20 protein-coding genes and 1 other annotated feature are annotated in these 24,311 nt (G+C 34.2%); of the genes, 3 read left to right on the plus strand and 17 right to left on the minus strand.

Features of this window, described 5'->3' with window-relative positions:
• Positions 1–25: 25 nt before the first annotated feature.
• The 4 genes from FH036_RS27145 to FH036_RS15450 all read right to left on the minus strand — a co-directional run bounded on the left by FH036_RS27145 (position 26) and on the right by FH036_RS15450 (position 2,858).
• Positions 26–187 (minus strand): hypothetical protein, encoded by a 162-nt coding sequence (locus FH036_RS27145; RefSeq protein WP_000931774.1) that lies wholly within the window; start codon positions 185–187, stop codon positions 26–28.
• Positions 180–1,103: an ABC transporter ATP-binding protein gene (locus FH036_RS15440; protein ID WP_139895968.1), complete on the minus strand. Its 924-nt coding sequence runs from the start codon at positions 1,101–1,103 to the stop codon at positions 180–182. Before FH036_RS15440 ends, FH036_RS27145 begins: the two co-directional genes overlap by 8 nt.
• Positions 1,104–1,228: 125 nt before the next feature.
• Positions 1,229–2,164: a HAMP domain-containing histidine kinase gene (locus FH036_RS15445; protein ID WP_000247687.1), complete on the minus strand. Its 936-nt coding sequence runs from the start codon at positions 2,162–2,164 to the stop codon at positions 1,229–1,231.
• A gap of 1 nt (position 2,165) precedes the next feature.
• Positions 2,166–2,858, minus strand: a complete 693-nt coding sequence (locus tag FH036_RS15450) for a response regulator transcription factor (RefSeq protein ID WP_000018027.1) — start codon at positions 2,856–2,858, stop codon at positions 2,166–2,168.
• A gap of 169 nt (positions 2,859–3,027) precedes the next feature.
• Here FH036_RS15450 and FH036_RS27150 point away from each other — a divergent pair, with 169 nt between their 5' ends.
• Both FH036_RS27150 and FH036_RS15455 read left to right on the plus strand, forming a co-directional pair.
• The gene (locus FH036_RS27150) at positions 3,028–3,201 is read left to right on the plus strand and encodes a hypothetical protein (RefSeq protein WP_001293578.1); all 174 of its coding nucleotides are present in this window, start codon (positions 3,028–3,030) and stop codon (positions 3,199–3,201) included.
• Entirely contained in the window at positions 3,202–3,396 is a 195-nt protein-coding gene (locus FH036_RS15455) for a YwbE family protein (protein WP_001014310.1), read from the plus strand.
• A 39-nt stretch (positions 3,397–3,435) separates the two neighbouring features.
• On the opposite strand, the gene FH036_RS15460 is transcribed toward FH036_RS15455, so the two are convergent.
• Entirely contained in the window at positions 3,436–4,635 is a 1,200-nt protein-coding gene (locus FH036_RS15460; RefSeq protein ID WP_001255965.1) for a class I SAM-dependent rRNA methyltransferase, read from the minus strand.
• 89 nt (positions 4,636–4,724) lie between these two features.
• Entirely contained in the window at positions 4,725–6,515 is a 1,791-nt protein-coding gene (locus FH036_RS15465; RefSeq protein ID WP_000230341.1) for a cation:proton antiporter, read from the minus strand.
• A gap of 343 nt (positions 6,516–6,858) precedes the next feature.
• Between FH036_RS15465 and isdG the strand changes: the two genes are divergently transcribed.
• Positions 6,859–7,182 carry a heme oxygenase gene (gene isdG / locus FH036_RS15470; RefSeq protein WP_000587815.1) on the plus strand — a complete coding sequence of 108 codons (324 nt, stop codon included), beginning with the start codon at positions 6,859–6,861 and terminating at the stop codon, positions 7,180–7,182.
• 68 nt (positions 7,183–7,250) lie between these two features.
• Here isdG and srtB read toward each other — a convergent pair whose 3' ends face one another.
• The 11 genes from srtB to polX all read right to left on the minus strand — a co-directional run bounded on the left by srtB (position 7,251) and on the right by polX (position 24,274).
• Positions 7,251–8,015 (minus strand): class B sortase, encoded by a 765-nt coding sequence (gene srtB / locus FH036_RS15475; RefSeq protein WP_001086117.1) that lies wholly within the window; start codon positions 8,013–8,015, stop codon positions 7,251–7,253.
• Between the two features lie 32 nt (positions 8,016–8,047).
• On the minus strand, positions 8,048–8,818 hold the full coding sequence (locus FH036_RS15480; protein WP_000403755.1) for an ABC transporter ATP-binding protein: 771 nt from the start codon (positions 8,816–8,818) through the stop codon (positions 8,048–8,050).
• On the minus strand, positions 8,808–9,791 hold the full coding sequence (locus FH036_RS15485) for a FecCD family ABC transporter permease (protein ID WP_001036822.1): 984 nt from the start codon (positions 9,789–9,791) through the stop codon (positions 8,808–8,810). The genes FH036_RS15480 and FH036_RS15485 overlap by 11 nt, the downstream gene beginning before the upstream one ends.
• 27 nt (positions 9,792–9,818) lie before the next feature.
• Positions 9,819–10,694: a heme ABC transporter substrate-binding protein IsdE gene (isdE, locus tag FH036_RS15490; RefSeq protein WP_000717360.1), complete on the minus strand. Its 876-nt coding sequence runs from the start codon at positions 10,692–10,694 to the stop codon at positions 9,819–9,821.
• A 75-nt stretch (positions 10,695–10,769) separates the two neighbouring features.
• Positions 10,770–13,478: an NEAT domain-containing protein gene (locus FH036_RS15495; RefSeq protein ID WP_139895969.1), complete on the minus strand. Its 2,709-nt coding sequence runs from the start codon at positions 13,476–13,478 to the stop codon at positions 10,770–10,772.
• 19 nt (positions 13,479–13,497) lie between these two features.
• A complete protein-coding gene (isdC, locus tag FH036_RS15500; protein ID WP_044790616.1) occupies positions 13,498–14,205 on the minus strand; it encodes a heme uptake protein IsdC in 708 nt (235 codons plus the stop codon).
• Between the two features lie 497 nt (positions 14,206–14,702).
• Complete coding sequence (brnQ6, locus tag FH036_RS15505; RefSeq protein ID WP_000842665.1) at positions 14,703–16,028, minus strand: branched-chain amino acid transport system II carrier protein BrnQ6; 1,326 nt, start codon at positions 16,026–16,028, stop codon at positions 14,703–14,705.
• Positions 16,029–16,141: 113 nt separating this feature from the next.
• Positions 16,142–16,397: a binding site (T-box leader), on the minus strand.
• Positions 16,398–16,505: 108 nt separating this feature from the next.
• Complete coding sequence (locus tag FH036_RS15510) at positions 16,506–17,195, minus strand: 23S rRNA pseudouridine(2604) synthase RluF (protein WP_000700755.1); 690 nt, start codon at positions 17,193–17,195, stop codon at positions 16,506–16,508.
• 20 nt (positions 17,196–17,215) lie between these two features.
• Entirely contained in the window at positions 17,216–19,927 is a 2,712-nt protein-coding gene (locus tag FH036_RS15515; protein ID WP_139895970.1) for a KAP family P-loop NTPase fold protein, read from the minus strand.
• A gap of 248 nt (positions 19,928–20,175) precedes the next feature.
• Positions 20,176–22,536 (minus strand): endonuclease MutS2, encoded by a 2,361-nt coding sequence (locus tag FH036_RS15520; protein ID WP_071728173.1) that lies wholly within the window; start codon positions 22,534–22,536, stop codon positions 20,176–20,178.
• A gap of 19 nt (positions 22,537–22,555) precedes the next feature.
• Positions 22,556–24,274, minus strand: coding sequence for a DNA polymerase/3'-5' exonuclease PolX (gene polX / locus FH036_RS15525; RefSeq protein ID WP_139895971.1), 1,719 nt, complete (start codon positions 24,272–24,274; stop codon positions 22,556–22,558).
• Between the last annotated feature and the right edge of the window lie 37 nt (positions 24,275–24,311).

Genomic DNA, 24,311 nt, shown 5'->3' on the forward strand with positions numbered 1-24,311 from the left:
GCCTCCATTCTTTATATAACTGTCTCTACACTGCTAACATTCTAATTCCAGCAGTAACTACGCTTAACATTCCTATCATTAGTAGAATTAACAACCATTTCCGCTCTGGTTTCCTATAATATAAAATCCCGCTTATGAACATTACGACCAATCCACTTACTAGATTCACTAACAATCCATTAAGCATGAATGCCCTCTCCATCCATTACATTTAAGAAATATTCCTCTAAGGAACTATGTTTCTTATTAATACTTTCAATTTCCACATCGTTCATAATAAGCGCTTTTGAAATGGCTTGCTGAGACACTGCTGTATCATACACACGAATCATATTTCCACTCATTATTTTATAATTTTTTATGCCAAGTTTATCTTCTAAAATATAAGCTGCACGCTTCACATCAGGAACAGTGATTTCAATGTACTCTGTTTGTTTTCCGTTAATACTCTTCATTGAAACTTCTTTTATTAGTTTTCCATTTTGAATGACACCAATTGTATCCGCCATTAGCTCCATCTCACCTAAAATATGACTAGAGACTAATAATGTAATACCATATTCTTTGCAGAGCATCTTAAATAAGTCTCTTAATTCTTTAATACCAATTGGATCTAAACCGTTAATTGGTTCATCTAAAATGAGCAATTCTGGCTTTGTCACGATTGCCCTTGCAATACCTAGTCGTTGCTTCATCCCTAATGAAAAATCTTTTACTTTTTTATCATCTATACCGTGCAGTTTCACTAAATGTAAAGTATGATCAATTGCGTTCTTATCGTAATACCCCATATATTCACAATGTAATTCTAGGTTTTCCTTCGCCGTTAATTTATCATAAAAGATTGGATATTCGATAATTGTCCCCATGCGCTTTAACAATTCATAAGATGTATCCGTTAACTTCTCACCGAAAATTTCAATATCACCGCTCGTCGGTTTTATTAAATTTGTGATCATTTTCATAATCGTTGTTTTACCTGCACCATTTGGTCCTAAGAAACCGTATATCTCTCCTTTTTTCACATGCATGTTAACGCTAGAAATAACTTCCTTCCCTTTAAACACTTTCGTTAACTGATTTGTTTTTAATATATATGTCATATCGCTTTCTCCTTTCGCACTACTTTATATTTCTATAATAGACAATGGAAATCTCTTTTTTCTTACCCATTCCTTACAAATTCCTTACGCTGAAAAAAAGCTTGTAGAATCTAATTCTCTACAAGCTAAAACAACATCTTTTTTAATACAACTGTAAAAATCGTTTTTTTATATGGCTTACTAGAAAGATGTATTTTTCCATCCATCGCTTCCACAAGCCTTTTCGTAATCGTTAATCCTAAACCGCTTCCTTGGTACAATCTATTTCTTGAATCTTCAAGGGTGTACATACGCTCAAACACTTTATCAATATGAGATTCATCAATTCCTTTTCCTGTATCCCATACATCTATATACACACTCGTTTCATCACCTCTTAACGTCACACCAAGTGTCTTTCCATCGTCTCCATATGTAATTGCATTTGATATTAAATTATTCAATACTCTACCTAATACTTCTACATTTCCAAGTGCATATATATTTTTTTCTGGTATATCAATATGAACTTGAAACCCTTTCGTCGTCACTAAATCATAAAAAGATAAAATCTTCTCGCGGCAAACTTCATTCATATTTACTTTTGTCATTTCAATTGCTTTGTCGCCAGATTCTAGTTTTGCTAAGTCAAAAAACTTATGAATTAGTTCCATTACTTCTAATGTTTTCACATGCACCTTTTCAAGTAATATTTGCTGTTCTTCTTTAGTTATCGTTTTATCCTTATTTAACATTTCTGTATATCCAAGAATAACTGTTAGCGGCGTCTTTAAATCATGTGAAATATTTGAAAGCATTTTTCTCATCGAAATTTCTACTTTTGCATGATCTGCATTCGTTTTCTGTTTTGCATCTAATAATTGATTAATTGCTACTAATAATTTTTGCAATTCTAGATCATCTGTCATAACGAGTAACTTCTCGCCTGTTTGTTGATTTACAATACTTTCTAATTTTTCATATGTGTATCGTAAATTTTTACTACTATTTTTTCTCATTTTATATTGTATGTAAATGACACATAACAATATAAAAATAATACTTATTAACAAATTGACCATATTACATCACTTCCAACTTATAACCGATGCCCCATAACGTTTTAATGTATTCTGGATTAGATGGATCGCTTTCGATTTTCTCACGCAATCTTCTCATATGAACATTAATAACGTTATCATCACCGTAATACTCTTCGTTCCAAACTAACGTGTATATTTGTGCTTTCGTAAATACACGATTTTGATTCTTTACGAATAGCTTTAAAATCTCAAATTCTTTTAAAGTAAGTTTGAGCGACTTCCCGTTTTTTTCAACCGTAAAATTAATTGGATCAATTGTTAGATCACCAATTTGAATCATCTTTTCTGTTTCTTCTGTAGCTGAATACTTCGTAGACCTCCGAATACCTGCCTTTACACGTGCAGCTAATTCAATCATAGAAAATGGCTTACAAATGTAATCATCTGCTCCAAGTCCTAATCCAACAGCTTTATCAACATCTGTATCTTTTGCCGACATCATTAAAATCGGAACAGCACTCTTTTCTCGAATGATTCGCACAACCTCTAAGCCATCTAACTTCGGCATCATAATGTCGAGGATAATCAAATCAAATGAACCTTTTAAATATGTATTCACGCCCTCTTCTCCATCAGACGCAATTGTTACTTGAAATCCTTCTTTTATTAAATACTTTTCCACCATCTCTTGAATTGAAATATCATCTTCAACTAATAAAATATGATGTGACATATGTCTATCCCCTTTTTTACAAACATTAACATTTTAATTGTATCGTAACGAATGAATACTGTGAAGAATTATATGAATTTTCAAACCAACTTCCCTTCCTTCCCTAACAATGATATGATGAAATTTACTACGATAGTTCATAATTAACTTTATATAAAGGAGACTTATCATGTCAGAAAACAAAAAAGTAAGCTTAGCTGATTTAATGCGTGAACAACTTGCAAAGAAAAAGCAAGGTAACGGTAATGGTCAGAATGCCAAAAACCAAAGCCAAGAAACAAAAAAATTACAAAACCAACAAACGAAAAAAACAAACAACCAACGTAGACGTACAGGTGTATAAATGAACGGCCAAAAACGTTCTAATATCGCACCCGGCCTTGAAGTTGATATTGTATTAAAACAAGATCAACGCACAGGCAAACTAACACGTGGAATTGTAAAAGATATTTTAACAAACTCCCCTTCCCATCCGCATGGCATTAAAGTGCGATTACAGGACGGGCAAGTCGGTAGAGTACAAAATATCGTTCAATAAGAAAAAGGAGCTCAAGTAAACGCGAGCTCCTTTTCTTTATTAACCTTTAATTTTCTCGATGAAAACTACTTTTAAATAGTCTCCTTCTTTAAATTGATCAATGGTACGGAAATCTTCCGGTAAAGAATGTTCTTCTAATATTTTATATTTGCCATTCATTTCTTTAAATGCCGTATCGATAAAGCCTTTAAACTTTTTCATATCGAATGCGCTACAATTTGTAGAAGCAACGATAATCCCGTTATTTTCTGTAATGGCAATTGTTTCTTTTAATAAGTTTTTATAATCTTTCGCTGCACTAAATGTATATTTTTTTGAGCGTGCAAAGCTTGGAGGATCCAGTACGACCATATCAAACTTCATCTTTTTCTTCGCTGCATATTTGAAGTAAAGAAAGACATCTTCTACAATAATGTCTTGCGCTTCATAATCAATTTCATTTACACTAAACTGCTCAATCGTTTTACTTAAACTACGATTGGCAAGATCCACACTCGTCGTTTTGCTCGCTCCGCCAAGCGCTGCAAATACGGAGAAAGCACCTGTATAAGAGAACATATTTAAAACAGTTCTTCCCTTTGCATACTTATCACGAATTTGTTTTCGAACGTTACGCTGATCTAAAAATACACCAACCATCGCTCCGTCATTTAAATAAACAGCAAAGTTCACACCATTTTCTTTTACGATAAGCGGAAACTCACCACGCTCTCCTGCTACGAAATCATCGCCTTCAATGTATTTCCCTTTCGTATCAAAACGCTTCTTCTCATAAATGCCTTTAAAGTTTGCTACTTTTTGAAGAGCTGCTATAATCTCATCTCTGAAAGTATAAATCCCTTCACTATACCAACTTACTACATAATAGCCATCATAATAATCGATAATTAGTCCGCCAAGACCATCACCTTCACCATTCACCACACGGAATGCTGTCGTATCACTTGATTTATAAAATTGTTTTCGTTTATGTAAGGCAGATTTAATTTTACTTTCAAAGAAAGATTGATTAATTTGTTCACTCTCTTTTCTCGTTAAAATCCAGCCGTACCCTTTATTTTGTTTTCCATAATAGCCTTTTCCGATGAATTGGTTCTTCTCATCTACTACTTTAATGATTGTTCCTTCTTCCTGAACATCATTTAAATTTTGGATTGCATCTTTTAAAATAAGTGGATACCCACTTTTAATTTCTTTTATAAATTTCGGTTTTATTTTTACAGTTACTTCTGATCGCATATAAAAACTTCCTTTCCATTTGCATGCTTTCTCTATAGGAAGCACTTAAAAAACGAGACTGAAAAACAGCCTCGTTTCACTATACCATATTATTGCTTTGCTAGTACAACTAGCTCATCCCCTGGCATAACAGCTATATATTTATACAATGTTGAAAAAGTAAGACTACCATCTCTATGGCGAATAAATAGTATTAAATCCTCTGAATCGATTTCTTCTTTATTAATCTTTTGTTCTTCTGCAACTTGTATCGTTTTAAACGTATAACCATCTTCAATTTTTCTATTTAATTCTTCATAAATTTCATTTTGACCAAACAGTAAATGAGCTTTTTTCGAAAGGGAAATGCGTTCTTGTTCAATCTTTTCCACATCATGGATTGGAAGTAAAAATGTATTATGATGTCCAAACTGCGGTACGTATGTATTTGCGACTAATACATTATAAGAATCCGTATCTGTAACTGCAATTAAGTATTCGTACTGATTCATATCAACTTCAAATTGTAATTGTTCAGAAAGTACTTGACCATTATATGTATTAAGCCCTTTCACCTTTGCACATTGCAAATGCTCTTCTGATACATCTACAATTAAGCTTGGAATACCCATCTCTTTACAGTGCAATGCAAAAGCAGATGAGAATGTACTCGCACCTGAAATTAAAATTCCTGGTGGCTCCGTATTTGCCAATCCCAATCTTTTCGCTAAAAACCCAATTGAAAATCCATGAGCACAAACGGTCGTAATAACGAGTGCAAATGTAAGTGCCGTTAATATAGAAGCATCTTTATAACCTTCTTGTAATAACTCCGTCGCAAAGTAACTTGAAACCGTTAATGCAACAATACCTCGCGGCGCAATCCAGCCAACTAGCGCCCGTTCTGCTTTTGTTAACTCTGTGCCGATTGTCGATATCCAAATCGATAAAGGGCGTACAACAAATAGCATCATAAGTACGAAGCTTATAATAGGCCAGCTGAAAATCTCCATAATCGTTGTTCTTGGAAGGGATGCTGTTAATATGATAAAAACAGTCGACGTTAGTAGCACAGAAATATTTTCGTTAAAATGACGAATATCACCGATAGAAGAAATATATTTTTTCATCCGCGCAAGGGTAATCCCCATTACTGTCACAGCTAGCATACCTGTTTCATGCATCACTTCATCCGCAATGCCAAAACATAACAGTACCGTAACTAGCAAAATTGGGGCTTTTAAATATTCTGGTACTTTTCCCTTTAAAATCATATAGCTCATAAAAATACTAAATACATAACCGAGTACCATTGCAAATAATGAACCTGCAAAGAAGTACAGCAACGTATGTAATTGTACATTTTCTTTCGTTAAGAAATTTACAATTTGAAAGGCGAATACAGCAAGCAAAGCACCAAATGGATCAACGATAATCCCTTCCCATTTTAAAATTGCAGCTGTTCTTGGTTTTAATCGCGCTTGGCGTAACAACGGAATAATTACCGTTGGACCTGTCACAATAAAAAGTCCTCCAATAATAAATGCAACCGCCCAATCTAATCCAGCGACGTAATGAGCTGCAAGCGAGCCAGCAATCCACGCGATAAACGCACCAAACGTAACGATACGAAATACTGGTTTTGATAGCCCCCTCAGTTCACGTATATCTAAACTTAAACTACCCTCAAACAATATAATCGCAACAGAGAGTGATACGAGTGGACTAAAAACATCCCCAAGCACCTCTTTGGGATTAATAATACCGAAAACCGGACCAATTAATAATCCAGCAACTGCCATAACAACAATCGCAGGAAGCTGGAAGCGCCATGCAGTCCATTGTGAAGCAATACCTAATGTAATAATAATAACGATACTAAGTAAAAGTGATTCAACCATAATGCCCTCCTTGTTCATAGTATTGCGACAGCAAAGTATAAACCATACTTTACTTCTATATATTTTCGATTGATTCTATTTACATAATATATAACCAAGTTAAATATATAGTCAACAGGAGGATATTATACTACATAAAGTGAAACTTTAATCAGCCCGCCCTCCACCTAACTTCTTCGCTTTCGCTAAATTTTGAGGTGGGGGTCTTACTGCTCAACAAATAGCGGGATTAAAAATATTATCATAATTTAAGATTACCATTGACATTGATAATGATTTTCATTATCATTTAATGTATATGAGTTCTCGAAAATAAAGGCTACAACTTATAGGAGGAATAAACATGATTATTGTTACAAATACAGCTAAAATTACAAAGGGAAATGGACATAAATTAATTGATCGTTTTAATAAAGTAGGTCAAGTGGAAACAATGCCAGGATTTTTAGGATTAGAAGTTCTTCTAACGCAAAATACAGTTGATTATGACGAGGTAACAATTAGCACGCGCTGGAATGCAAAAGAAGATTTCCAAGGTTGGACAAAGAGCCCAGCATTTAAAGCTGCTCACTCCCATCAAGGCGGAATGCCAGATTATATTCTTGATAATAAAATCTCTTACTATGATGTAAAAGTTGTACGTATGCCAATGGCTGCAGCACAGTAAACATATTTCTTTTTTAAAGTATAGAATATGAGAAGCGTTACCACTTCTCATATTCTATACTTTTTTATTTACTGTCTTTTTACTAGTTTCGCATGTACGACTAATCTTCCTGCTTCTGGATCAAGTGCATAGTCACATGTAGAAAGTGTTATAATTTCATCATTAGCCGTCAATTTCGTATCCGTTTTGTAAAGGGATTTATCTTGAATTTGCTTTAAGAACGCTGTATACGCTGCATCGCTTTCAAAATCCGTTTCAATGTAATAAAAGTCCGTCGTTGTCGTATATACTGAAAAAACTTCAACGTCGTATCCTTCAAATAATGTATCGTAATACAATTTACGATGGGACATGAAGAAATCTTCATCCAACATCTTTTTTAAACTTCCAAACATAGAACCGTCCTTCATACGATGACCATATAAAATAGTATTTCGGTTTTGAGATTTCACATCATTACGATAATCCATAAAAATACTTCCCGCTCTCATATCCTCGCCTTTATAATTACGAAATAAATAGTAATCATTATCCTTCGCTTGAACGATTGGATAATTGATTTGTGTATCATCCATCGTAATCCATCCCACTATTTCTGGATTAATTTTTTGGAGAGCTTGAAACTGTTTACGTACTTCCCCATCTTCTGATTTTCCTTCCATTGGACTTCTCTTATAAATATGTTGCGCTTCAGCCATTACTTTACGATTTTCATAATAATCCATGAAAATCCCACCCAATTCATACATTGAATAGAAAAAGATTCCTAAAAATACAATTGTAAGTATTCGTTGAAAAAAAGAATTCTTTTTCCGTTCTTTCTTACTATTCAAATTATCACCTCAAAACGGATTATGCCCAGCCTTTAAATTCCCATTGGTACCATGTATAACCCTGTATCTTCGTCTTGTTTTACAACGACATCTACACCATATATTGCTTTAACCATTTCTTCTGTTATTACCTCATTAGGATTACCTTTCGTAACAATTTCCCCATCTTTCATAACGATAATATGATCACTATAACGAATGGCTTGATTAATATCATGTAGTACCATCACAATCGTTAATCCATACACTTCATTTAACTCTTTCACTAACTCTAATATTTCTAGCTGATAATAAATATCTAAATATGTTGTCGGTTCATCTAAGAAAAGCATTGGTGTACTTTGAGCTAATGTCATCGCGATCCAAACTCGCTGTCTCTCTCCGCCCGATAAAGCATGAATTGGCTTTTCACGCTTACTTTGCAAATTTGTACATGTTAGTGCACGCTCAATTGCTTCTCTATCTTCATCAGTTTGCGAAGAAAAAACATTTTTATATGGCATACGCCCAAAGCTTATTAGTTTTTCCACTGTAATATCTGCTGGCGCCTCATTTTGTTGATGGACAACAGCTAACTTTCTAGCAAACTCTTTCGGTTTATACTCACTAATCGTTTTTCCATCAAGTATTACTTCCCCACTATTAGGAGCATGATTTCTAGACATAACACCAAGTAATGTTGATTTTCCGCAACCATTCGGACCAATGATTGTTGTAATTTTCCCAATCTCTATTTCACTACTAACAGACTTTAAACGATTTGTTACATTATCATACGAAAAGGTTACATTTTTAATTTCCATGAACTTTATCACTCTTTCTAAGCAAGAATATTAAGAATGGTCCACCAATGACTGCCATAATTGTTGCTGCTGGAATTTCATTAGGTGGCACAATTAACCTTCCAATCGTATCCGCCGTCAAAATTAATAACGCTCCTGCAAGTGCAGAAAATGGAATCAACACTTTATGGTCTGAACCAACTAGTTGTCTCGAAATATGCGGAACAAGTAATCCAACAAAAGCAATGACTCCTGCAATCGCTGTTGATACTGCCGCTAAAAGTACTGCAATAGCAGAAATAATAAGACGAACTCTCGTCACGTGCAAACCTAAGTTTTTCGCAGTCTTATCTTGTAGCGATAATAAATTACACCAAGCTCCTACAAACAGTGCAAGAATAAGACCAATTGTTCCATACGTAACCATTATTTCTACATCGCTCCACGTCTTCATCGTTATATTAGAAGTCGTCGTTTGCTTAATACTCTTAATGAAATATCCACAAATCGTAATGAAAGATTCATTTAATCCAGTAAACATCGCATTAATAGCTATACCAACTAAAATAATACGAAGTGGACTTAACCCTGACTTCCATGAAAAGGCATAAACGAGATAACACGCAAACGCACCACCTAAAAAGGCGAATACTGGTGTCCAGAAAAAGAATTGCGGGAATAACGTAATAATAACAAGTGTCATAAAACTTGCTCCTGAAGATATACCGATCACTCCAGCATCAGCGAGTGGATTTTTCATAACAGCTTGAAAAAGCACACCAGAAACAGCAAGAGCCGCCCCAGTAAACAGTGCAATAATAATACGTGGGAAACGTAAATCTTTAATGACTTCAACATCTTCATTTGCCCCTGTAAATATCCCTTGCACAAGGTCAACAATACCTACTTCTAAACTCCCTTTCATTGCTGACAATGACGTCATAACAATAAGCAATACAGTAACAATGAAGAAACTCCAAGTTTTTTTATTCATTTCACTCTTCCTTTATATGAAAATGCATCACGGATACATCATTTTCTTCAATTCATCTAAAGCTTCGATTGCTGCTAAATTTCCTGTCGTTCCAAATAAACGCTCTTCTAAATCGTAAACACGATTATTTTTAACTGCAGCGAAGTGTTTCCAAATATCATTTGTTTTAAATTCTTTATCAAACATTTTTACAACTTCATCAGGCATACCATGAGCTGCTCGTAAAATAATATCCGGATCAGCTTTCTTTAAATACTCTGTATTAGAAGCTAAATATTCTACTTGTTCACCTTGTACAATGTTTTTACCACCTAATTGTTTCACTAAATCACCAATATAGGAATGCTCAGTTGCTACTAAATAGCTCCCCGGTACACCTAATAAAATAAGCACTGTCGGTTCTTTCTTTCCTTTTACTTCTTTTTGAATGCTAGCAACCTTTTTATCTAACTTCGTTACAACTGCTTCAGCCTGCTTTTCGCGTCCATATTGCTTACCTAAATTACTAATGGAATTTTGCATATTTTTTAAACTAGTTAAGTCCACAAAATTTGCTTTCATACCTACACCGTCAAACACTGGCTTTAATTCATATTCAAGTGTTGTCACGGATAATACTTCTGACGGCTTTAACGACTTTACTTTTTCCATATCAGGACTCATCGGATTCCCGACTTCAGCTAAACCTTTATATCTTTTTGGTAAATCTTTCGTACTCGTTGGCACACCAACTAAATCTACTTCTAACGCATCCATAATTTCAGTAACAGCGACGGTCGTTGCAACAACCCTCTCTTTATCTTCACTCTTTGCCGGCTTCGCTGTTTCTTTTTTTTGTGGGGAGCAACCAGCTATACTCACTAATAAAATGATAGCCATTAGTACACTTGCAATTTTCTTCACTCTTAATCACCACTCCTTTCCAAACAATATGAAACAAGTCTTGATGCGCCCGAAAACGCATCAAGACTCCCAAAATTACAATCTACCAGCTCTATATTTACGAACTAGTAAAGCGAGTGACCCAAGCAGTAGCACCATGTATAAACCAAGCTGTGCTGTATCTGCAGTTTTTGAGTTTTTCTCTTTTTTCGCATCATTATTTGTAGCTTCGTTTTTCTTTTTACCATCTGCATTTCGGTTAAAATCAGGAGTTCCTACTGTTTTTACATTATCTACTTTCGGTGTAGTTACTGGATTTTTCGAATCATTCTTCGGATTTTTTTTGGGATCCTCTTTAATCGTTCCTAACGCACCAATATTATTTGTATCAAATTGGATTTGTACATCGTAGAAATGATGGTAGTTCATTTCGTTAATATCTACTTTTACTTTTGCATTTAATTTTGCAAATAAATCACTTACTTCAAATTGCACTACTCTCGTATTTGCATTTTTATCTTCGCTCACTATTTTCGCATCAGCAAATAGACCATTGTTTTCTGTTTGGAATTTCGTAATCCACGCACTATTTTTCAGTGTCATCTCAATGTACTTTTTACCATCTTTAACGATTAATTTTGCTGGATGCACAGTATAGTCATGCATCTTTGAAAGTTCATTTGTTTTGTCTTTTAACACTTTAAATGGAATATCGTATTGACCATCTACTAAATTTTTCGGATCAACGATTACTTTCGGCTTATTATCTCCTTCTTGGTTATTGTTTCCACCTTGGTTGTCATTTCCACCTTGGCTATCGTTTCCGCCCTGGTTGTCGTTTCCACCTTGGTTGTTGTTTCCACCTTGGTTGTTGTTTCCACCTTGGTTGTTGTTTCCATCTTCGTTACCTGAAACTTTAATACTATTTTGATCAAACACAAATTGAACATCGTAGAAATGGTGATAATTCATCGCATCAATATCTACTTTTACTTTTGCATTTAATTTTTTTGATAAATCATCTACTTCTATTTCTACTACCTTTGTGTTTTTTTCTTTGTTCTCACTTAACGCTTTCGCGTCAACGAAAGAACCATTTTTTTCATACTCAAACTTTGTAATCCACGCACTATTCGTTAATGTAAACGATACATACTTCTTACCATCTTTTACTTTTAATACACCTGGACTCTTTGTATATGTGTCCATGATTGAAATTTCTTCTGTTTTATCTTTTAAAACTTTAAAACCAATGCTATATTCACCATCTTTAAGAGCTTTTGGATCAATGGTTGTGTTATTGCCTTGGTTATTGTTTCCACCTTGGTTTTCGTTTCCGCCTTCGTTGTTGTTTCCACCTTGGTTTTCGTTTCCACCTTCGTTGTTGTTTCCACCTTGGTTTTCTACTGGCTGAATGCTATCTTTATCAAATGCAAATTGGATATTGTAGAAATGATGGTAATTCATTGAATCGATATCTACTTTCACTTTTGCATTTAACTTTTTAGATAAATCGTTTACTTCTACTTCCACTACGCGTGTATCAGCCTTTTTATCTTCACTTAATACACTTGCATCAATAAACGAACCATTTTTCTCAAATTCAAACTTTGTAATCCATGCACTATTCGTTAATGTGAATGATACATATTTTTTACCGTTTTTTACCTTTAACACGCCTGGACTTTTTGTATACGTATTCATCATTGAAATTTCTTCTGTTTGATCTTTTAAAGCTTTGAAATCGATGCTGTATTCACCATCTTTTATTGTGTCAGCATCTGGATTCTTGTTTCCATCTGGTTTTTCTACTTCTGGCTTTTTATCTTCATCCGGTTGCTTTTCTTCGTTCTTAATTGGCTCAAGTTTTTCTTGATCAAATGAAAGCTGTACCTCATGCGTTTGTTTATAATTTCTTGATGCCATTTCAATAAAAACTTTTGCATTTAGTTTTTTAGATACATCGTCTACTTCAAATTCTACGACTCTTGTATCTTTTTCTTTATCTTCACTCACTACTTTTGCATCAATAAATGCACCATTTTTTTCCGTTTGAAAATTTTTAATTAATGAGCTACTTTTTAGTGTTACAAATGCTTTTTTCTTACCGTTTTCTACTTTTAATACTCCTGGATTTACCATGTAAGTATTCATCTTAGATTCTTCATCTGTTTGATCTTTTAACACTTTAAATGGAATGCTGTACTCTCCATCTGTAATTGTGTTAGAATTTGGTTGTTGATCTGGGTCAGGCTTTTGGTCGGGCTTCTGACTTGGATCCGGTTTTTCATTTGGATCTGGCTTATTTGCTGGATCCTCTTTTTCATTTGGCTTTTCTACATGAACTGGTGTAATACTGCTTGAATCAAATTTGATGCGAACATCAAAAACATGATGATAATTCATCCCATCGATATCGACTTTGACTTTTCCATTTAAAACGTTTGCTACATCTGCCACATCGAATTCTACTACTCTAGTATTCTTCTCTTTATTCTCTTCAATCACATTTACATCAACAAACTGACCATCTTTTTCTGTTATAAACTTCGTAATCCATTCACTATTTTTTAAAGTAAATGAGACTTTTTGTTTGCCATCTTTTACTTTTAAAGTAGCTGGACTTATAACATAATCATTCATCTTAGATACTTCATCCGATGTATCTTTAAGAACTTTAAAACCGATTGAATATTCACCGTCAGCTAATTGAGTCGCTGCTTGAACTGCAAGAGGTTGTAATGTTGATACGAATGTAAATATCATTAAGAACATCGCAACAACAATTTTAAAATATCTATTCAATGGAATACCGCTCCTTTATTTAGTTTTGACGTACTTTACGAATGAAGAAAACTCCTGAAATAAGGATTAACGCTGCAAATAATCCGATACTTGCTTCATCGCCTGTTTTTGGGTTATCTGTTTTTTCAGCTTTACCACTTTCATTTGTTCCTTTGTTCGCTTCTTTATTTGCTTCTTTACTCTCTTCTTTTTTCACTTCTTCTTTTAGTTTTGTATCTGTTTTTGTTTGATCGTTATTCTTTGTTACAGCTGTTGCTTTATTTTCTCCACCTACCGCTTTTACATTTGCATCAAATGCAAAGCGAATTGTGTAGTTATGGTCATAATTTACGTTTGGTACAACAACATGAATTTTTGCAGCTGCTGGTTTAGATAAATCATCTATTTTAAACTCTACTGTTCTTTTATCTGCCGATTCATCTTTACTAACGACTTTTGCATCAACAAAATTCCCGTTCTCAGGTGCTTTAAATTCTGTAATCCAAGCACTATGATTCATCGGGATTTGCACTCTCATCTCACCATTTTTCACAACTAGCTTAGCTGGTTTTTCAAAATAATCATTTGCCATTGAAGCTGAATCATTTTCCGCTTTTTGAATGACATAGTTAATATCGTAAGTACCGTCAGCTAGTTGTGCTGCAACTTTCTCATATGGCATGACAAGAAAAGCTAGCATACATACGAACGTTATAATAAAAGCGGGTAATACAGAAATCTTTCTCATTTGGCTTACTTCCTCCTTGTTTATCTTTCATCCATACTTTTTTGAAAATGATAATTATTCTCATTATATTAGAAAAAAATAATAATCTTCTATCCTTATTTAATTGTAATTTGTTTATGTAATACAGATATTATTGATTATCATTCTCAATTCATGTTAAAAATAATATCCCTCTCTATTCTTTATAAAGAGCGATTCGTATTTTAACATAAGTCCCTATTTCCCTTTGATTATCATTCTCAATAAAGCTCAAAAAAATAAAACTAACCATTTTTCTACTCTATCACCTCTATCTACCAAAATGATATCGTTATAGAAAGTCTTATACCTTTCACTCCTCACTTTCCTTCCAATATTTCCACAACTAAATCAATCTTAGCCTACTCATAATTTTTTTGTCAACTATATTACGTATAAAACTTTAAATATCTGAATTTCCTTATATATGGCTTTTTCTACAAAAAAAGAGGCTTTCTTTCATAGAAAGCCTCTTTTCTCTATTTTTCTACAGCAACTTCTTTCTTTTGAAACAATGAAAAGACATATCCAATTACAATACCTACTAGAGCAGGAACGAACCAACCAATCCCAACACTATATAATGGAATTTTATTTAAAATTGGTGTTAATGCTGCAATCTCAAGATTTGCATTGTGTAACCCATCAAAGAAACTAATCATGAATGCTCCTACAATACCACCTACATACATGACTAAAGGAAGACGAATATAGTTTTCAACAAGTGATAATACAATAAGCACGATACCAATTGGGTAAATTGCAATTAAAATCGGTAATGCTAATGCATTTAACTGAGTTAATCCAAGATTCGCTACCATAAATGCTAATACGCAGAAAATGAAAACAACCTTTTGATAAGAAAGTTTTGGTAATAAAGAAGAGAAATATTCTCCGCAAGCTGCAACAATACCTACAGAAGTTGTTAAACATGCTGCTGTAATTGCGATTCCTAATAATAGAGTTCCGTAACTACCGAATAAATGATTTACAACGTTTGTTAAAATAATCCCTCCGTTGGCTCCCATTCCAAGAGAGACACTAGAAGCTCCAAGATAAGCAAGCGCTAAGTAAACGAGTAGTAAACCAAGTGCCGCAATAAATCCTGCAAAAATTGTTACTTTTGCAATGCTATTTTTATTTGTAATACCTTTTTCTTTTAACGCATGAATTACAACATTTCCGAATACAAGTGCTGCAAGTCCATCTAAAGTTAAATATCCGTCAATAAAACCTTTAAATAGCGGAGCACTATATGCTTCTGTTGGTGCACCAAATTCACCCATTGGTGTAATAAGTGCTTTCACTACAATAATTGCAATAACAGCTAATAAAATCGGAGTTAATACTTTACCGATGCGGCCCACTAATTTTGATGGGTTTAAAGCTAAATAGAAAGTGAGAGCAAAGAAAATAAATGTAAAGATAACAAGTGGATACGATTGACCAGCTATTTCACTTGGTAAAAATGGTGCAACACTCATTTCATAAGCAACCGTTCCTGTACGCGGCACACTTACAAATACGCCTAAACATAAATAAATTGCAGTAATAAAAACTAGTGCGAATATAGGGTGTACACGCCCTGCTAGCTCATTAATATCTCCCTTTAAAGCTATAACGATAACGCCTAATAAAGGCAATCCAACGCCTGTTACGACAAAACCAAATAGTGCGATCCATACATCTGTTCCAGCGCCTTGTCCTAATGCTGGTGGAAAAATCATATTACCCGCACCGAAAAATAGTGCAAATAACATTAAACTTATTGCAAACATCTCAGAAAACTTTAAAGATGATTTCATTTCTACTAACCTCCTAATTTAAATTTAACAAAATATTCTGAATTAAAATCCGTCATATATCCTCTTTCAAGCATACTTCCCCGTAAAAGAACGCAAAAAACACCCGTCCCTAACAAAGGGACGAGTGTTGAAATCGTGGTTCCACCCTTATTCTAATAAAATGAATTTATAACGAAATAAGCTCATTTTATAGCTCGTGTAAATTGATAACGGTTTTATCCGCCAAGAATTACAATGCATTATACATGCAGTTCACTCTTGAAGTTTAGAGGTGGTAAGCTTGTCTTTTCGTATTAGGAAGCTCACAGCCTAAGGCTTCCCTCTCTGAGAATCGTAAAATACAACTCATGTCCTCATCATTACTTTTATAAAATATCTTGTCGAAACTTGTTGTTTTTTATTATATGGGCTATTTTTTAAAAAATCAATAGTTTTATTTTTTCTGACAAAAAAATATAGGGAGAAAATTTTTCCTCCCTATAACTGTCCTATTAATAATTCTAATTCTTCAGCTGTAATGTCTCGCCACTTTCCTACTTCAAGATCATTTAGCTCTATATTCATAATACGTTCTCGCTTTAACTTTTTTACAGTAAACCCGAAAACCCGGCTCATTCTACGAATTTGTCTGTTCATTCCTTGCGTTAAAACGATGCGAAACGTAGACTGATCTACTCTCGTCACTTTACACGGCTTCGTCATTCCATCTTTAATCTTTACACCGCTGGACATCTCATTAATAAACCAATCTGTAAAAGGTTTATCAACTGTAACAACATATTCTTTCTCGTGCTCATGATCACCGTGTAAAATTTGATTGGCAATCCCGCCGTCATTCGTTAATAAAATAAGTCCTTCTGACGCTTTATCTAATCGGCCAACAGGAAAGATACGCCCTGGGTAATTAATATAATCAATAATATTACCTTCAATATGATCAGCTGCTGTACAAGTAATACCAACTGGCTTATGAAAGGCGATATACACCTTTTCTTTCTCTTCTTTTGCAATAACCTGTCCATCAATCGTTACAACATCACCTTCATTAACAAGTGCACCGTGCGTACATATTTCGCCGTTAATCGCTACGCGCCCGGCTTTAATAAGGCTATCTGTTTCGCGTCTTGAGCAGGATTTTGCTTCGCTTATATATTGGTTGATTTTCATAGCTTATTCCTTTTCATATATTAAAAATCGAATTCTTCCTTAATTCCCTCTTCTATCATTTCCTGTCTCGCAATTTCTGGATATATGTTTTTATTGAATTCTGCTTCTCTAGTCTCATGTTCTTGTATCTTTTTCTTAATCTTATTATCTCCATATTCTTTTAATATCTCTATATCTCCTTTAATTCCTCTTCCATAATTAAGTTCACACTTATTCTCTAAAGCTCTCTTCTCTTCATCGCTAATTTTGTCATTTAGTTCTTTTATCACCATTTCATGTAAATTTAAAAATTTATTGTAATACAAAGGAGCTTCTTTTCCGGCCTTTTTAAAATCATTCAAATAATAGTTAAGCACTTCTATATCTATCAATTTTACAACCTTTTTATATTGCTTTAAAGCTCTATTAAACTTTTCACCTTGAGTTTGAGAGCGCATAATTAACTCTAATACTAGTTTAAAGTTGTCCTCATTTTTTATCCATTTACGAATAACTTCCCTTTTGCGCCCTATTTCTTCAATATTATCCCATAACAAAATGAACTGTGCTCCCTCTTCAATACTATACTTCTCAAAAATATCCTCCAACGTTTTAGATAAGCAGTATTCTTTTATCCTGTTCTCTAAAACGGATATAAAAGATGATACATTGGTTTTTTCTATTAAATGAATTGTACTAATTTGCTTACCCTCTAAATATCCATCTAAAATTTTATAAACTCTATTAATTAACCAAATATCTATACTATTAGAGATAATTGGATTATCTTTATGAGTTCCTAGATATACTGATTGTATAGATATTATTCTTATATATTCATTCGTATAATAAGTTAAGTTATTTTCTCTCTCCTTACTAAGCGCAATCTGCATGATTTTTATTACATTTTTATATTCAGCTATATCCATTTTTTCTATATTGTACTCAATAATCGAAAATACCTTCTCTGCAGAATATAAACTTAGAAGACGCTCAAATTCTATACTTAGTGAGTTTATATCACGCATTTCCAAATTTTTAACAAAAACTGATAATTTCTTTTCACTTTCCGGTACATCATACATGAAATACCTTTTAAAATGATTTTGTGAACAAATTCTATTTTCCCTGTCTATTACATAGTTTTTTTCGTCTTCAGATTCCGTCCAGAAATCAGGAAAAATCCTCCTTATTATCAATTTATAATCAGGGTATTTCTCCTCAATTTCCGTTTTCAGCTTGTTATCTTTCAAGTCAATTCTCAATAACACTTTCGATGAAACTTTAATAGTTTCATATAACCCTGGTGATCCAATTTTAATTAGTAATAAATACAACAAATCATCAATATTAGTCTCAGATTTCAAAAGTGGTACCATAAACTTTACAGTATTTAAATACCGATTAATATTTCGAGGTGTAAATTCAAGTTCCTGTAAATCAATTAGTCTCTCTGTACTTGAGAATTCCAGATTTAGAAATTCGGATTCTTCTAACAAATTATTTTCTTCCAATATCTCTCTTACACCATCCCATAGCATTTTATTCATACTATAAACATCCGTTTCTGGTATATACAAAGGGATTTGAATAAACTTTTCTAAATAATCTCTACCCAGTTTTTTCGCATCAACATTTTCATCTTTTCCATGTAGTTCAGCTAAAGCAGACGCTACAATTTCTTCATCTAATGCTACAATATATGTTATGTTAGGGAAATCACAAATTAACCTTACTAACCTAAATATGGTTTGAATCTCTTCTTTGTTTAGCCTATCTATATCATCAATAAATACTATAATTTTTTTATTAGATTTTTTAAGTGATTTTTCAATAACCTCTTTAATATCCTTTATACTTTGAGATTTCCCACCAAATATTTCTTCAATTAAACTATGAGTTTCTTTAAAATTAATTGTAATTCCTGGTAAACGCAAGCTGACTGAAGAAAGGGCATTTGAATATTTAATAATATTTTTTTCGATTTCAGAGTCAAATCCATTCGATTTCCTTATTTCATTTAATAATTGTTCGAGAAATTCAACAATTATTTCATGATCATCTTTCCCAAAATACCAAGGCTTAAATTCAAAAATCAAGTATTCATCCTTATTATTTGCATGCTCAATTTTTTCTTTAATCATCTTGAAAATAGATGTTTTCCCTGTGCCCCACTTACCATAAAATCCAATTGTTAAATTTTCTCCATTTATCTTATTTAAGTTACTAATAACATGATTAACAAATTTTTCTCTATGTAATTTATCATCTCTATTATTAATAACTGGATTATCAGAATAAAAATATGGTTTCCTACTGCTTTTTTGTTTTTTAAATTTCTTTTCTATTTGCCTATTTATAATCTTCACAAACAAATAGAGACCAAAAATAATCAGGCAAATAAGTGAATAATAAAAAGCTATATCAAATAGATTTGATAACAGATTACCTTGAAAATACACCTGATGTAATGGTCCAGTTTTATAATTCACAACTATCCCTAACCAGAACACTGACTGCATTAGATAACGTTTCGGCAAATAGCCATGTTCCCTATAATACAAACCTTTTCGTTCTAATTTAATATTCAGACAAACCATAAAACCTAATACGAATGTAAAACTTGCAATAAGGACTATCTTCATCATGTTATTTGTAAATAAATTATTTAAAGCAACTAAATTCATTCTACAGATAGTTAATACAAAATATATAAATATACTCCCTATAGCTACCCCAAAAAACTTTTTCATATATTCTTAGTCCCCTTCTCTAGTATCCATATAGCCTTATACAAGGATACGTTCTTATCTCTAAATAAAACAGCGTCTATCCAATGATACGTTCACCATTAAAGATTGACGCTGTTCATAATTCTTTACTTCGCAAAAACAACTAAATAAATAACCCCAATCACCAAAAATATTCCGCAACAAGCTAACAATACTTTTGCAAGTTTGTCCATAAACATATAATGGTTTCCCCTTTGTTTCGTTGTTTTCTATTTTAATTCGACAACTGTTACACCTAGGCCTCCCTCGCCCATATCACCGTAACGGAATGTTTTCACACCGCGGTGCTTCTTCAAGTAATCTTGTACACCTTGGCGAAGTGCTCCTGTTCCTTTACCGTGAATGATTGATACGCGAGGATAGCTTGCAAGCTGGGCATCGTCTAAATATTTCTCAACGCGCGCCATTGCATTTTCAAATCGTTCACCACGAAGATCAAGTTCTAAAGAAACGTGATAGTCTCTACCTTTTACTGTTGCAACTGCTTTTTTCTCTGTTTGTTTCGGTGTATTAATGTATTCCATGTTAGATTCTTTTACTTTCATCTTCAGAATACCGATTTGTACGCTCCACTCTGTATCGCTTACTTTTTCAAGCAATTGACCTTTTTGACCGAACGTTAATACTTTTACTTCATCACCTGCGCGTAACTGTTGTTTCGGCGCAGTGTTTTTCACGTTTACTTTTTGTTTCTTCACAAGCTCTGGCGCTGCGCCTTCTAGACGGCTCTTCGCTTCAATTAGCTCGTGATCTTTCACGTTTGCAAGCTGTGCTTTGCGCAATTGACGAAGTTCTTGAATAATGCCTTCTGCTTCTTTCTTTGCAGCTTCGACTTTTTCTTCTCCTTCTTTTTGCGCTTTTAATAATCGTTCATCACGTTCTTCGTTAAATTCAATAATTTGACGTTGTAATTCGCGATGCAGTTTTTCAGATTGCTTGCGAAGCGCTTCTGCTTCGTTCCAGTCACGCTCTGCATTCTTTTGACTTTCTTCTAACTTCGCAATCATATTTTCAATTTTGTTTGTATCTGTACTAATGTGGTTACGCGCTTGTTCAATGACGCGATCAGATAATCCAAGGCGTTTCGAAATTTCAAAGGCATTACTACGTCCTGGTACACCGATTAATAATTTATACGTTGGACTTAACGTGTTTACGTCAAACTCAACGCTCGCATTAATAACTTGCTCACGGTTATATCCGTATGCTTTTAATTCTGGATAATGCGTCGTAGCAACAACGCGAGCACCACGATTACATACTTCATCTAAAATTGAAATGGCTAGTGCAGCCCCTTCTTGTGGGTCTGTTCCAGCACCTAACTCATCGAATAAAACTAAGCTTTCAAAATCAGCTTTTTCTAAAATATCAACAATGTTCACCATATGTGAGGAGAACGTACTTAAGCTTTGTTCAATCGATTGCTCATCACCGATATCAGCAAAGATATTTTTGAATACACAAATCTCTGACTCATCCATTACTGGAATGTGAAGACCAGATTGCGCCATTAAAACACAAATACCAACTGTTTTCAGTGTAACTGTTTTACCACCTGTATTCGGTCCCGTAATAACAATTGTCGTGAAATCTTTCCCTAACATAATGTTATTTGGCACAATAACTTCTGGATCAATAAGCGGATGACGTGCCTGTCTTAAATCCATATAACGCTCGTTATTTACGATTGGTTTTGTTGCTTTAATTCGCTTCGCATAGAAAGCTTTCGCAAAAATGAAGTCAAGATTTGCAACTACTTCTACGTTTGATAAAACGATATCCGCTTCCACTGCCACTTCTTCTGTTAACATTAATAAGATGCGTTCGATTTCTTGTTTTTCTTTCACACGTGCTTCTTGAAGCGCGTTATTTAATTCTACAATGACTTGCGGTTCAATAAATAACGTTTGTCCCGAAGCTGATTGATCATGAACAATACCGCCATATACGCCGCGGTATTCTTGTTTTACTGGGATTACGTAACGCTCATTACGAATCGTTACAATCGAGTCAGACAGCATCTTTTGCGCGTTTGAAGAACGCGTCATATTTTCTAACTTTTCACGAATACGGCTTTCCGCAGTACGAATTTGAGTACGAATACCACGCAGTTTATCACTTGCGCTATCGACTACTTCACCGCCGTCACCGATGCAATTTGTAATTTTCTTTTCTAAATCATATAAAGATACAATTTGAGCGACATGAGTTTCTAAAATCGGAAGCTCGACACCATTATCAACCATATCTTCAATGAAACGTTTCATATTGCGACTACCATACATCGTATTTGCAATATCAAGTAGTTCATTCGGACTTAACATACTTCCAATCTTTGCACGCTTCACATTGGAGCGAATATCCGTAATACCCCCTAATGGTGCACTACCTTTTAGACGAATAACTTTCGCTGCTTCATCCGTTGTATCTTGCATTTCTACAATTTCTTCAAAATCAGTGCTCGGCACTAAATGCTTCACTTTGTCACGACCAAGTGAAGAGGCTGTATGTTCAAGTAATTGTTCTTTTACTTTATTGTATTCTAATACACGCAACGTTCTTTCTAACATGTTGCAGGTCCCCCTTGTGTTACTTATTACGTTTAATATAGTCTAATAAACGTTCAATATCCCACGTGTTAATCACGTTATCTTTTTGAATCCAACCTTTACGTGCTGCCGCTACGCCTGTTTCCATATCTTCTAACATTTCAAGTGTATGAGCATCCGTATTAATCGCTACTTTTACACCAGCATCTTGTGCTTGTTTTAATAATTTTGCGCTTAAATCTAAACGGTTTGGATTCGCATTTAATTCTAAAACTGTATTTGTTTCTTTTGCGAGTTCGATTAATAAGTCTGTATCTACATCATAACCTTCACGGCGTCCAAGAAGACGTCCTGTCGGATGAGCAATCATTGTGACATGCTTATTCTCTAGCGCAGCACGAAGACGTTTCATAATCGTTTCACGGTCTTGTGAGAAGCTAGAGTGAATTGCTCCAATGACATAATCTAATTCTGCTAATACTTCATCATCAAAATCAAGCGAGGCATCCGGTAAAATGTCCATTTCAATTCCGCGTAAAATTGTAATATCTGGATACTTTTCGTTCATACGTTCAATTTCTTTCGCTTGTTCACGAAGGCGCTCTTTCGTTAAACCGTTCGCTACTTTCAAGTATTGTGAGTGATCAGTAATCGCCATAAACTTATATCCACGAACACGGCATGCTTGTACCATCTCTTCAATAGAAAAAGCACCGTCACTCCATGTTGTATGCATATGTAAATCACCTTGTATATCGGAAAACTGAATTAAGTTCGGATACTCTTTAATTAATTCAATTTCTTTTCCATCTTCACGCACTTCTGGCGGGATAAATGGAAGACCGAAATGAGCAAAGAATGCTTCTTCCGTCTCAAATGTTTTCACTTCACCTGTTTCCAAGTTCTCTACACCGTACTCACTAATTTTCTCGCCTTTATCTTTTGCGATTTGACGCATTTTTACGTTATGGTCTTTTGATCCTGTGAAATGGTGAAGAGTTGTAATAAACTCTTCTGGTTTTACTAAGCGAAAATCAATTGAAATATCATATTCATATTGAAGACGAACAGAAACTTTCGTATCCCCGCTCGCGATTACTTCAATCATATTATCAAATTGTAGTAAATGCTCACGTACTGCAGCTGGTTCTGTCGTTGCAATAATAAAGTCTAAATCTTTTACTGTTTCACGAACGCGGCGCAAACTACCAGCGCGAGAGAAACGAATTACCTCAGTAATATTCGACAATTTCTCTTCTATTTCCCCGGCAATAGGCAATACCATCGCGATTGGTAAACGCTCTGGACGAGATCCTACTTGATCGATTGCTTCTAATATTTTCTCTTCTGTTTTTTTGCCGAAACCAGCTAAAGCTTGTACTTTATTTTCCTCACAAACCGCTTTTAGCGATTCCATATCAACAACACCAAGTTCTTTATATAACTTAGCTACCTTTTTACCACCAAGGCCTGGCAATTTTAATAACGGTAATAAGCTACTTGGCACTTCTTGTTCAAGCTCTTGTAATACTTCAGATGTTCCCGACTCTATATATTCTTGAATAACTGCCGCTGTTCCTTTTCCAATGCCCGGAATCTTCGTGAAATCTTCAATCTCAGAAAGACTACGATCATCACTTTCTAATGCTGCTGCCGCTTTACGAAATGCAGATATTTTAAATGGATTCGCGCCCTTTAGTTCCATAAAAAGCCCGATTGTCTCTAATAATTTGATAACTTGTTTTTTATTTACTTTCATCATTACCCCGCCTTTCTTTCATAGAAAAAAACTTCTC

It is taken from the genome of Bacillus sp. CD3-5 (assembly GCF_006349665.1).
In the GTDB taxonomy this organism is placed as follows: Bacteria; Bacillota; Bacilli; order Bacillales; family Bacillaceae_G; genus Bacillus_A; species Bacillus_A paranthracis.